A 12731-nucleotide genomic window follows, 5' to 3' on the forward strand; every position below is an offset into this window, starting at 1 on the left:
AGCCCCGCGCAGTGATCCAGCCACACACCACATCCTGGCCTCCGTCGCACTGATGTAATGGGCGATGTGTGAACCTGACACAGGTTGAACAGGGCGGGGGAGGGGCCGTGGGCATCGTTGGCGCGGAAGTGACAGACTGGGCGGAGAGCGCGCTAGAGGCCGCAGGGTGGAGGGTCTGCGCCCCGTCCGGGCGTTCGCTATTGCAGGGCGGGGAGGCGGTGCGCACCCCAGGCGTCAGTGGCGAGACTCTTTACCTTCTGTACGTCGACCATGCCCCGACCGGGGTGGTGGCGGTCGGCCCGGCCGCTGATGACCCCGACGACCTGCTGGCCAAGGCTGAGGCCCAAGCCGGCCCCCAGGCAGAGCAGCACGGGCAGCGGGCCTTCGCGAACCGCCCGCTGCCCTTCCGCTACGGGACCAACGGCGTCGTGTGGCGCTTTCGCAACGCCCTCGACGCCGAACATCTGGACGGCACTACGGCGCCGGACGCGCTGCCTGGTGGGGCTCGGAGCCGTCTCGTTTTCGCCCCGCATCAGCCCGCCACGGTGGCCCGCTGGATGCGTGAGGCGCTACGTGACCCACAAGCCCCGACGCTGCGGGCGCGGCTGCGGCAGCTTCCTGCCGTGCCTCTGGACCACAAGCGGCTGCGCTCCGCCCAGTACAAAGCCATCAAGGGCCTGGAGAAGTCCCTTGCCCGCGACGATCCGCGGGCATTGATCCAGATGGCGACTGGCGCCGGCAAGACTTACACCGTTGTGCAGGGCAGCTATCGGCTGCTCAAGCATGCTCGCGCCCACCGCGTTCTCTTCCTGGTCGACCGCAACAACCTCGGCAAGCAAGCGTTTGCCGAGTACCACGGCTTCCAACCGCTGGGCTCCCGTCAGCCCCTCCACCAGCAGATGCCGCTGAAGCTCCTGGCGGGTGGGTCGCTAGCCGACTCCGACAAGATCGTGATCTCCACGATCCAGCGTCTTTGGTGCAAACTTTCCGGTCTTCCCGTGCCTGGCCCTGACAACGAGGATTTTGAGGACAAGGAAGCAGACAGGCTCGCGGGCAGGACTGCGACTGTGCGGTACACGCCCGAACTGCCGCCGGACTACTTCGACGTCATCGTTGTTGACGAGTGCCATCGCTCGATCTACGGCCGCTGGATGCCTGTCCTGGAGTACTTCGACGCTCACGTGATCGGCCTGACCGCAACCCCGATTGCGCCGACCTTCGCCTACTTCCAGAAGAACCTTGTCAGCTCCTACACCTACGGCGAAGCGGTCGCAGACGGCGTCAACGTCGACTACGACGTCTACAAGATCTCCACCAAGATCACCCAGCAGGGGGCGGTGATCCCTGCTCAGACGGAGGCGGTCCACCCTGGCGGCACGGTTGAGCAGATAAATACGGTCCTCGCGAAGATCAACAAGCTCACCCGGCAGCAGCACTGGGAGGAGCAGGCCGAAGACGATCCGTACGCGCCGCAGGAGATCAACCATCGTGTCCGGTCCGAGGATCAGATCCGGACGGTGATCAGCACATTCAAGGAGAAGCTTTTCGCCGAGATCTTCCCGCCCGTGACCAATCCGGAGACCGGACAAGCGCGTGCGCGTAAGACTGTTCCGAAGACCTTGATCTTCGCGCAGAACGATCTCCATGCAGACGCGATTGTCAAGGCGGTGCGAGAGGTCTTCCAGGCCGGCGACGGCATCTGCCGGAAGATCACAAGCAAGGCATCCCAGCCGGACCAGGCCCTGGCTGACTTCCGTAACAAGTCGGGGCTGCGGATTGCCGTCACCGTCGACATGATCGCGACGGGTACCGACATCCCAGCCCTTGAGTGCCTGCTGTTCATGCGCGACATCCGCACCTGGTCATACTTCGAGCAGATGAAGGGCCGGGGCGCCCGCATCATCAGCGACCAGGCTCTGGCGAAGATCACCTCGGATGCGGTGCACAAAGACCGCTTCGTGATCGTTGATGCGGTAGGAGTCACCGAACACGAGAAGGTCGATGCCCGCCCGCTGGTCCGGGACAACGATCAGCCCCTTCCGAGCCTCGAGCGACTTCTGCGGGCGTGCGCAGAGGGCCGCCCGTTGCACGCCGACGACGCGGCAACCCTGGCAGGTCGGCTTAGCCGGCTCCGACAGCGGATCGATGAGGAGACCTTGGTCGCCATCGAGCGCTGTACTGGGGATCTGACATTTGAGTCATTGGTCGGTGGCCTCGTTCATGCATCCGATGCGGATCGTCGCGCGACCGTTCGGGCGGAAGGTGGAGCGGAGGCGGAGGGCTCCGATCTGGCGGCGGCGGTGCGGCCACTCGTGGAGAGTGAGGAGCTGCGGACGGCCCTGCTGGAGGCGGCCTCGCATAGCTGGTTGCTGATCGACCACATAAGCCAAGATCAGGTACTGGAGGCTCGCGGACAGACGGACGAGGAGGGCGCCAGGTCTACGGTCAGTGACTGGCTTACCTACATGAACGCCCCTGAGCATCAGGGCGACATCATGTCGCTGTGGCTCGCTTTCGAGGAACGCAGACCGCCGCGTGAGGTGCTGCGGGAACTCAAGATTCTGATCGAGAAGGTACGGGCCACCCGGCGGGAATGGACCGAGCAGAGGCTGTGGAAGGCTTACGTTGACCTCGGTATCGCCCGTGACAGCCCCCGCCGGAACGCCGGGCTGGTGGAGTTCCTGACCGTGCTCCGGTACGAGCTGGGACTCGATGGCGAAGAGTTTCGGCCATATCGCAGTACTGTGGAGGGCCGTCTGGAGGCCTGGCTCGCTCGTCAGCGCACAGCTGGGGTGATCTTCAACGAGCAGCAGTTGGGGTGGCTTACTCGAATCATGGGAGTCGTCGCGGCCAACGCTACGGTCCAGGTCGGCTCGCTGGACAAGGGCCTGTGCGCGAAGGCGGGCGGATACGGCGACTTTGTGGCGACCTTCGACGGCGGCGTATGGGAGCCGGAGGAGCTGGTGGACGAGCTGGACAGGGAACTGGGCGCGTGAGCGGTACGGAAACGAATAAGAATGACCCGCAGGAGCTTCCCAGAGGGTGGGCCTGGGCGACAGTGGCGGACGTCGGTGACGCTGAACTCGGTCGTGCGCGGCACCCCGACTGGCACACCGGCCCTGAGATGCGCCCGTACCTGCGAGTCGCCAACGTCTTCGAGGACCGTATCGATGCCACGGACCTCAAGGAGATGGATTTTTCCGGCGTATTCGAAAAATATCGCCTAGAGCCTGGCGACGTACTCCTCAACGAGGGCCAGAGTCCCCACCTTGTCGGTCGGCCGGCTATTTACCGAGGGGTGCCCGCCGACGTCGCTTTCACCAACAGCCTGATCCGCTTTCGTGCAAATACTGGAGTGCTGCAGGAATGGGCACTCTTGGTGTTCCGTAGGCACATGCATTTCGGGCGTTTCATGCGCGAGGTTCGCATTACGACCAACATTGCGCATCTGTCGGCAACACGGTTGAGAACGGTGGAATTCCCCGTCCCCCCGACCGCCGAGCAACACAGAATTGTCGATGCGGTGAAGGCGCACCTGGCCAGGCTCGACGCCATCGAAGCGAAGCTCCATACGGTGCTGGGTCAGCTTGACCGGCTGGAGGTTGCCGTGATGTCGGCAGCTGCCACAGGTTTGCTCGATCCCGATGAGCAGCACGCATCCTCCGCTATCCCGTCCCGGATGGGAGTCGACGATGGCCCGCTCCCAGATACCGCAGTTGGCTGGACGTGGAAGCGACTCGAAGACATCGCCGATGTGGTCGGAGGTGTGACCAAGGATTCGAAGCGGCAGGGCGACCCAGACACCCCCGAGGTCCCATACCTACGCGTAGCTAACGCCCAGCGCGCGCGGCTCGACCTAACTCACGTGACCAAGATTCGTGTGGCGGAAAAGGTTGTCGACAAGCTCCGGCTCCGTGAGGGCGACCTGCTCATGGCCGAAGGTGGGGACCGGGACAAGCTCGGTCGAGGCTGGATCTGGGAGGACCAGCTGCCTGATTGCATCCATCAGAACCACCTCTTCCGTGCACGCCTACGCGACGATGCAACTCATCCCAAGCTCCTTGCCTGGTACGTAAATTCGGCAGCGCGCGCATGGTTTGAATCCAATGGCAAGCAGAGCGTGAACTTGGCTTCGATCAGCATCTCGAAGGTCAAGCAGCTACCCGTGCCGACGCCTCCCCCTGAGTCACAGGTGGCAGCGGTTAAGGCAGGCGAGCAGGCGCTCGCGCGACTGGCCCAGCTCACTGAGCACTGCCGCGCCGCTCTCGCGCACAACACCGTTCTCCGCCGCGCCCTCCTGGCTGACGCCTTTGCTGGCCGCCTGGTCCCCCAGGACTCGGCCGACGAGCCCGCCGAGGAACTGCTCAAGCGCATCCGCGTAGAGCGTGAAGCCATCGAGGCTGAGAAGAAGGCCATCCGGCGTGTAGCCCGCGCCCGCGCCAAGGCCGACACCCATCCGACAATGGCTCCGCCGCCCCCTGCCCACACGACCTCTGCCGTCGACGCGATCGGCGAACAGGCCACCCTCCCCCTGGAGTTCAGCGCGTGAATCCGGAAGCCCGCCGGCTTGTCGACCGTCTCTGGATGTTTTGCAATTTCCTGCGTGACGACGGCGTCTCGAGCCTGGAGTACCTGGAGCAGCTCAGCTTCCTGGTCTTCCTCAAGATGGCCGACGAAACCGAGAAGCTGAACGCCCAGAAGTCAAACCCTGACGAACACAAGCATGTCCTGCCCGACACGGACGACTGGCGTGGCCGCGGCTGGCCAGAGCTGATCGACCTGACCGGTGACCCGCTTGAAGAGGCGTACACGACGCTTCTCAACGACCTCGGCAAGAAGAGTGCCGACGACCAGGACACCGCCCTCAGCTTGATCTTCAACCGGGCCCGCAACCGTATCGAGAATGCCGCCAACCTCCGCCGCCTCATCGTCGATCTCATCGACAAGGAACGGTGGATGGATGCCCAGTCCGACATTAAGGGAGCTGCGTACGAGGCGCTGATCGCCCGCAGCGCGGAGGACACCAAGTCAGGGGCTGGTCAGTACTTCACGCCGCGCGTCCTCATCGAGTCCATCGTGCGCTGTATGCGGCCTACGCCGTACGACACCATCACTGACCCGGCTTGCGGTACTGGTGGGTTCCTTATCGCGGCGCACGACCAAATCATGCGCGAGTACGGCGAACACCTGCCAGATGAGGACCTGGACCGCCTGCGCACTAAGGCGTTCTGGGGCACGGAGCTGGTTCCCGGCACGGCCCGGCTCGCTGCGATGAACATGCTGCTGCACTCCATCGGTGACCCCGACGGTAAGCCGCTGATCGACGTAGAGGATGCCCTCGCGAAGCCACCGAGCCGGCATGCCAGCATTGTCCTGGCCAATCCGCCATTCGGCCGCAGGTCGTCGATCTCCGTGACCAATGGGGAGGGCAAAGCCGAACGTGAGGACGTGGCGTACCGGCGTCCTGACTTCTGGCTAGAGCAGCCCACGACCAACAAGCACTTCAACTTTCTCCAGCACATCGGCACTCTGCTCACCGACAAGGGGCGTGCCGCGGTGATCCTTCCGGACAATGTGCTGTACGAAGGGGGTGTCGGCGCGAAGATCCGCAAGGAACTGCTGCTCAACTACAACCTGCACACCATGCTGCGGCTGCCTGACGGAATCTTCCATGCGGGTGGGGTCAAGGCGAACGTCCTCTTCTTCGACGCTGTGCCCGGTGATCGAGCCGAGGATGAACCGCCGCGTACCACGCAGTTGTGGGTGTACGACCTGCGCACGGGCAACCGCTTCACGCTGAAGCAGAAGCCTTTGAAGCCCGAGCACCTCGCTGAGTTTGAAACGGTCGCATTCGGCGAGGGTGACTTGGACCGCTCGAACCGCAAGGCGGGCGAGCGCTTCCAAGCATTCGACAGCGACAAGCTTCTCGCAGACGAGACCGTCAACCTCGACATCGGCCTGATCGACCCTGCCGAGTCTGAAGCTGAAGCGAACCAGTCTCCCAGGTCCTTGACTCTCGCCGTAGCCAAAGACCTGCGCGATGCCCTCTCCGAGATCGAGGCGCTTGCCGAGGAGCTAGGTGTGGAGCTGCCCGACGTTTCCCGTAGCTGAAACCAAGCCCATCGCCCAACGCCTGATTGGGTATTCTCAGCAGCCTGGCTACTGTTCCGCAAGGACTGTTCCGTGGGTGGCGGACATGAAATCCGGTGCGGTGCAGTCCTGGCCCCGGCGTGCGTGGGTATGAGCGGCCTGAGGTAACCCCTTCTATGCGGACTCTCTGATGGCGGATCTCGATGGTCCGGGAGGGCGGGTGGAGAGCGGGGGCTGGCTGGGTAAGCCAGCCAGCCAAACCCGCGGAGCGCACGCTCGAAGGGGATCACTCCAAGTTCCGGTCCTCCGTCTCGTCCCCGGCCGCAATCCGCCGCCAGAGACGCTCAGCGATTTCTACGAGCGTCCCCTCGCCCGGTACCCGCCACTGTTTGGGGCCTTGGACCGCGCTCCACTGCTCCTTCCAATCGGCTTCGTTCCACATCTGGGAGACCAATCCAGTCGGAGAGTATCGCCGGCCGTCGGCCTCCCAGAGGATCGGCGTTTTCCGGTCGTTTACCCAGCTGGCTCGACGCCTCCGAGGATCCGCGTCAAGCCAGCTGCCGATCGCTAGCTCCTCCACGGGGCTGGGCGCATATTCGAGGGGCGTGCTGTCCTTAATGGCTTCGTGGTCGACGAGCAATCGCACTGTCTGGGGCCGTCGCTGACGGCTCTGCACGGCACTTTCCAGGAGAGCTTTCCGTTTCAGCGGGGATTCTGGACCGGTACCGCCCTCAAGCATGCTGAGGACAGCGGCAACCAGCTGTGCACAGCGTTCTTGGCTGGCAAAGGTGCTAGTCACGTAGCTCTTGCTCGTGAAAAGGGTGTCGACCATGCTGATCAGGCAGACCAGTACGGCTAGGACCTGTTCCGGTACTCCGGCAAGTACGTCATCCCATTCGCCGTCCGACTCGTCCAGGCTTCCTCTGCCAATGCGTTGGAAGACGATGTGGGCAACAAGGAGTGCCCCGTTGTCTGCCACCGCGGCGGGGCGGCCAGCGAGCTTGGTCCGCAGCTCTGTGAGTTGGTCACGCACGAGCCGGAACACCTGGACAGCGCGCCAGATCTGCTGGGCGCCCGGCTGTTGCCCGAACAGTCGGGTGTAAGCCCCGCCTGGCCCCTCGATCCAAAGGGCATTTGTGGAGCCCTTGACACGCACAGCGAGTGATGAGTCGCGGTGCATACATGCGAGAGCCATGGCGGCCTCCGTGACTGAGCAACCCGACTCTGGTGCAGGATCCAACTCGCCCCGGCGGAAGACGTACTCTTTGTCCAACGAGAGGCGGAAGTCCTTCTGGATTTCACTTTGGACCGCATCGATTGCGATGAAATCCCGTCGCTCCATGTGGTTCTGTGTATTGGTGGCTTTGGTGATGGAGCGTCCGAAGCCTTGGGGCGTGCCCTCCAGGGAGATGATCCGCACCAGGATGTAGGCTTCTGCGACCGCTTCCGGGTTGATCTCGTTCGCACGGAACGCCGAGGTAACCGTCTGAGCACCATTGACCACGCTGGCGTTGGTCAGGGTTAGCGTGGTCGGTTGCCCTACCGCTCTCTTGGAGTGATATTCCTGCTCGATCCTGTCGCATTGCACTGTGATGCCGTTGTGGCGGTAGAGGAACCCGTCGGGGTCCTCCAACATGGAGTCCACCATTGTTTGATTAACCCCGGTGAGACCTAGAGAGCGGCGGACGTTCCGGTCGTAAAGGCGCTCGCCGTGACCCTTTTCGTGATCGGCGCCATTACTTTTCCCGCCGTACCAACGCGCCAACTGATCGGCGCTGACCTCGCCGGTTACTGCCTTGAACGGAGTCTCGCGGGTATACCATTCCCTATCCATGGTCGCCTTGAGTGTGATCGGCTGGGGCTCCAGGTCCTCTCGAATCGCCCGATGGAAGTCTCTCTGGTCCACGACCTGGTATTCGACGGTGCGCCCGAGCCCGCCGAACTCGTGAGCTGCCTCGTCTAGGATGTTTCGTGTTTCGGTGGAAAGTCGGCCATCGCCCATAAGTGCAACAACCAGGTTGACCTTGCAGGTTGGGAGCCGTAGGACACCGTGTACGCGATCCGCTAGGAGCTGCAGTCGTTCGTTGAAATGATCGAGGTCGCGGTTGTCGAATTTCTTCAGGCCGTGTACTAGCTTAAGGGCGGCTTCGGTGTCGAACCCGGCCGTCCCTTTGTCTTTCCATTTAGCTTGAATTAGCCAGAGTTCGGAGCCTGAGGCAGAGAACGCGACGCAATCGATTCCGAAGTCGTCCCGGCCGTCGATTACTCCGGCTGCCGCTTCATCTGAATTGCAGTCCGCGAGAATCCGGGCTGCTTTGGCGGACACCGCCCGCGACAACAAGGCTGTTTCGCGCTCCTTTGGATCTTTCTTCTCGAAATCGTCCATGGAGATGCGGTTCTCAAATTCTCGGAGCAAGGCACTCCTGATGTGCTGTACCTCCAGAGGCATGCCACCCTGCCCGCCTTTGTTCACCAACGCTCCCAACAGCCGCTCCGTACAGGACTGTTCAGCCTAGCTGCGCGAGGTGTGGTACATCACATTTTGCGAAGATGTGGAGTGGGTGCCCCGTGGCCTCGCCTGCAGGCAGCCACAAGAGAAGTCCGTCTGCGTGAGCGGACGGGGCGGCACAGGGTGGATTGGGCGGCACGCGAGGTCGGGCCTTACCCCCCTGACCTGGGGGAACAGGATTCGGTGGCACGGCCCGGCATCAGCCGGGATGATCTTGTGGGGCATCGTAATGCGTAGGTCTCGGGTTCGAATCCCGAAGGCGGGTCTGTGGAAGCCCCAGGACTCACTCGCCGTGACCTGGGGCTTTTGCTTTGCCCCGATGCGGGTGACCGGTGGCGGCCATCCCGGGTCGGCGCGGCTCCTTGCGGTGTGGGATCGCGGGCCCGGCGGGTGAGGGCGTCGATACTGCCGGACGAGTGTGACCTGGGGCTTCGGGGACCCGGAGAGGCCCCGGTCGCTCGCGGGGCGGGGCGGGGCTAGGTTGGGAAGGCTGGACCTGGGCGACGTGTGGCAGGAGGCCGGGATGTCGACACGGTTGCGCAAAGTGGCGGTGGGGGTGGCCGCAGTGGGCCTGGTGGCGGTGCCTCTGGGGGTGGGGGCGGGGTACGCCCTGGATGCATCGGTGGCCTCCAGCGCCTCGGCTTCGGCCCCGGTTGCCGTCGGCGCCTCTCCGTCGTCCACGGTCGCCGCCGACGGGGAGTTCCCGCAGCTCACCCCCGCCGTGGCACGGCAGTTGGACGATGCCGTCCGGAAGGTGATGAGCGAGGCCCGGATACCCGGGGTGATGGTGTCGCTGTCGGCTCCCGGCAAGGGTGACTACGTGCGGGCCTTCGGTGTCGCCGACAAGGCCACCGGCCGGCCGATCAGCACGGACATGAACATGCGCATCGGCAGCGTGACCAAGACCTTTACCGTGACCGCCCTGCTCCAGCTGGTCGACCAGGGCAAGGTCGGGCTGGACGACCCCATAGGCAAGTACGTGTCCGGGGTGCCCAACGGGAACCGGATCACGCTGCGCGAGCTCGCCGGGATGCGGAGCGGGCTGTTCAACTACTCCGAGGACGAAGGCTTCTTCAAGGCCCTGACGAGCAATCCCCGACGGCCCTTCACCCCGCAGGAGTTGCTCGCGTACTCCTTCAAGCACCCGGTGCTGTTCGAGCCCAACGCGAAGTTCTACTACTGCAACACCAACCTGATCCTGCTGGGGCTGGTGGTGGAGAAGCAGAGCGGGCAGAAGCTCGACGCCTACATCAACCAGAAGGTCGTCCGCCCCGCCGGTCTGCGGCACACGCTCTTCCCCGTCGGCGCGGAGTTCCCGAGTCCGCACTCCCAGGGGTACACGGACCAGACCGCGACCGGGAAGGTCGAGGACGCGGCCGACTGGAACCCCTCGTGGGGCTGGGCTGCCGGCGCCATGATCTCCGATCTCGGTGACCTGAAGACCTGGGCGAGGGTCCTGGCCACGGGCACCCTGCTGAAGCCCGCCACCCAGGCCGAGCGGCTGAAGGTCGTCGACGCGCTGCCCGGCACCGGCTACGGCCTGGGCATCTTCAACGTCCAGGGCTGGATCGGCCACAACGGCTCGCTGCCCGGCTACCAGGCGCTGGTCGTGTACCTGCCGCAGGCGAAGGCCACGCTGACGCTGACGCTGAACACGGACATCTCCTACAAGGGTTCCGAGCCCAGCACCCTCTTCGGCGAGGCGATCACCAAGATCGTCACCCCGGACCACGTCTTCAGCCTGCCTGCGCAGCCCGTTACCGGACACTGAGTGCATGGATGATGTGAATGTGGTGGTGCGCGTTGCCGGTGAAGGCGATGTCGACGTCGCGGGCACGCTGTTCGGCGGGTACCTCGACTTCTACGAGGTGAAGGTCGAGGACCCGGACCGGCCCCGCGCCTTCCTCGCGGAGCGGATCCGGGCCGGTGAGTCCCTGGTGCTGCTCGCCGACGTGCCGGAGGCCGGCACGGTCGGGTTCGCGCAGGTCTACCGGACCTTCTCGTCGCTCGCCCTGCGGCCCGTGTGGATCCTGAGTGACCTGTACGTCGACCCGTCCGGCCGCCGCACCGGCGCCGGGCGGGCGCTGCTGCGCGACGTACTGCGCCGGGCGCGGGAGGCCGGGGTGGCCGGGGTGCAGCTGGAGACCGCGTACGACAACCATGTCGCGCAGAGCCTCTACGAGGCGGAGGGTTTCGAACGCGACGCGTTCCACGTCTACTTCCATGGACTGGGCTGAAACCTTCCGGCACCGCCGTCGCGTCATTGGGGTGAGACCGACGCGAGGGGGAACGCATGCGGGAGGGGCGCCGGGACGGGTTCCGTGAGTTCGCGGCGGGCCGGTCCGGGCATCTGTACCAGTCGGCTTGCCTGCTGACCAGCGGCGACACCCATCTCGCGGAGGACCTGGTGCAGGAGACCCTGGGGCGGATGTACCTGCTCTGGGGGCGGATCTCCCGTATCGACAACCCGGCTGCGTACGCGCAGACCGTGCTCGTACGGGCCTTCCTGACGCACCAGCGGCGCAGATCGGCGGGGGAGCGTCCGGTCGGGGAGCTCCCCGAGTCGGGGGCGCCGGCGGCCGGCGGTGCCGATCCGGCGCTGCAGCTGACGCTGCTGGAGGCGCTGGGGCGACTGGAGCCCAAGGACCGGGCGGTGCTCGTGCTGCGGTACTGGGAGGACCGCAGCGTGGAGGAGACCGCCGACGCGATGAACGCCAGCTCGGCGGCGGTGCGGACCCGCACCACGCGGGCGCTGGGCCGGTTGCGGGATCAACTGGGCGGATCACTCGGCGAGTTCGCCGGTCTCTGAACCCCGCATCGCCACCTCGATCGTCTTTTCCCTGCTACTCGGTGGAAGGTCTGGCTCCGTATGCCCCTTGAAGATGTGCTCGGTGAAGCCCTGCGGCGTACGGGGGACGGCTTCACGCCTGACCCACACGCCCTCGTCGCCGCCGGTGAACAGCACGGGCGGCGGCTGGCGGCGCGCCGCAGGGCCGCCGTGGTCGGCGGATCGGTGGTGGCCCTGGCAGTGATCGCCGCCGGCAGCGCCTACGCCGGCGGCCTCTTCGACGGCGCGGGCGGTTCCGGCGCGACGGTCGCCGCGCCGCCGGCCGTCCCGAAGGAGCCGCCGGCGGCGAAGGAGAAGACCGGCGGCGGCTCCGTCTCCGCCGATCAGCTGATCGGCGTGTTCAGGCAACTGCTGCCCGGTGGCACGGTGTCCGGGGCCAAGGCGCGGGGTACGGGCGAGACGGCCTACCCGAGCGTCTCCGGGCTCTACGACGACGGAGAGGGGCCGGCGGCCCTCGGAGTCGCCCTCGCGCGGGTCGACCCGAAGGGGCAGATCGCCGCCCAGTCGGTGACCTGCCCCGACGAGAACGTCCTGGACTTCGACGGCTGCACCGCCGAGACGCTCGCGGACGGCTCGAAGCTCATGGTCTTCCAGGGGTACGAGTACCCCGACCGCCGGGTGCCCACGAAGGTGTGGCGGGCCACGCTGGTGACCCCGCAGGGCTGCCAGGTGGACGTACAGGAGTGGAACGCTACGGCCGAGAAGGGCCAGCCCGTCTCACGGGACAATCCGCCGCTGGCCCCGGAAGAGTTGAAGGAGTTCGCGACCTCGCCGCTGTGGCAGCCGGCGCTGAGCGACCTGCCGGCCGCGGAGCCGGACGCCGTTGCCGGGCAGACGGCCACGGCAGCGAGCGCCGCCGCGGTACTGGAGTCCCTGCTGCCGAAGGCCGGGATCACGGTCGGCAGCAAGGGCGGTGAGGGAGACCACGGCTATGTCGTGCTCGACGATGGCAAGGGCAAGTCGCTCGTCCAGGTCGGCGTGCAGGCCGGCATGGGTGATGTCCTCAAGGGCCACTTCGGTTCCGGGGCCGTCACCCTGCCCGACGGTACGAGGGTGAAGTCCGAGGCGAGGGACGGTGAGAAGGCCGGCGCGAACGTCGTGTGGTGGACCGTCGACACACTGCGGCCGGACGGCCGGCGCGTGGTCGTCTCCGCCTTCAACACCGGCAACCAGAACAAGCCCGCGACCCGGGACAAGCCGATCCTGACGATGGAGCAGCTGAAGCAGATCGCGCTCGACCCGAAGTGGTTCGGCTGATCATCCGGGGCAACGTGCTCCTGCTTC

At 65.3% G+C, this 12731-nt stretch carries 8 protein-coding genes; 7 read left to right on the top strand and 1 reads right to left on the bottom strand.

Features of this window, described 5'->3' with window-relative positions; all coding sequences use genetic code 11:
* Window positions 1-68: 68 nt before the first annotated feature.
* From AB0M76_RS03445 to AB0M76_RS03455, 3 genes are read left to right on the top strand one after another with little or no spacing between them, the layout of a single operon-like run.
* Entirely contained in the window at window positions 69-2996 is a 2928-nt protein-coding gene (locus AB0M76_RS03445; RefSeq protein WP_365951283.1) for a DEAD/DEAH box helicase family protein, read from the top strand.
* Entirely contained in the window at window positions 2993-4549 is a 1557-nt protein-coding gene (locus AB0M76_RS03450; RefSeq protein ID WP_365951284.1) for a restriction endonuclease subunit S, read from the top strand. Before AB0M76_RS03445 ends, AB0M76_RS03450 begins: the two co-directional genes overlap by 4 nt.
* On the top strand, window positions 4546-6111 hold the full coding sequence (locus tag AB0M76_RS03455) for a class I SAM-dependent DNA methyltransferase (RefSeq protein WP_365951285.1): 1566 nt from the start codon (window positions 4546-4548) through the stop codon (window positions 6109-6111). The genes AB0M76_RS03450 and AB0M76_RS03455 overlap by 4 nt, the downstream gene beginning before the upstream one ends.
* 265 nt (window positions 6112-6376) lie before the next feature.
* Here the strand turns inward: AB0M76_RS03455 and AB0M76_RS03460 are convergent, their stop codons facing one another.
* Window positions 6377-8539: an AIPR family protein gene (locus AB0M76_RS03460; protein WP_365951286.1), complete on the bottom strand. Its 2163-nt coding sequence runs from the start codon at window positions 8537-8539 to the stop codon at window positions 6377-6379.
* Window positions 8540-9122: 583 nt separating this feature from the next.
* Between AB0M76_RS03460 and AB0M76_RS03465 the strand changes: the two genes are divergently transcribed.
* Genes AB0M76_RS03465 through AB0M76_RS03480 form a run of 4 tightly spaced genes read left to right on the top strand, consistent with a single transcriptional unit; the run spans window position 9123 to window position 12704 of the window.
* Entirely contained in the window at window positions 9123-10370 is a 1248-nt protein-coding gene (locus AB0M76_RS03465; protein WP_365951287.1) for a serine hydrolase domain-containing protein, read from the top strand.
* A gap of 4 nt (window positions 10371-10374) precedes the next feature.
* Window positions 10375-10836 carry a GNAT family N-acetyltransferase gene (locus AB0M76_RS03470; protein ID WP_365951288.1) on the top strand — a complete coding sequence of 154 codons (462 nt, stop codon included), beginning with the start codon at window positions 10375-10377 and terminating at the stop codon, window positions 10834-10836.
* Between the two features lie 56 nt (window positions 10837-10892).
* Entirely contained in the window at window positions 10893-11408 is a 516-nt protein-coding gene (locus AB0M76_RS03475) for a SigE family RNA polymerase sigma factor (protein ID WP_365951289.1), read from the top strand.
* A 60-nt stretch (window positions 11409-11468) separates the two neighbouring features.
* A complete protein-coding gene (locus tag AB0M76_RS03480) occupies window positions 11469-12704 on the top strand; it encodes a hypothetical protein (RefSeq protein WP_365951290.1) in 1236 nt (411 codons plus the stop codon).
* Window positions 12705-12731: the final 27 nt, after the last annotated feature.

It is taken from the genome of Streptomyces sp. NPDC051364 (assembly GCF_040682115.1).
GTDB lineage: Bacteria > Actinomycetota > Actinomycetes > Streptomycetales > Streptomycetaceae > Streptomyces.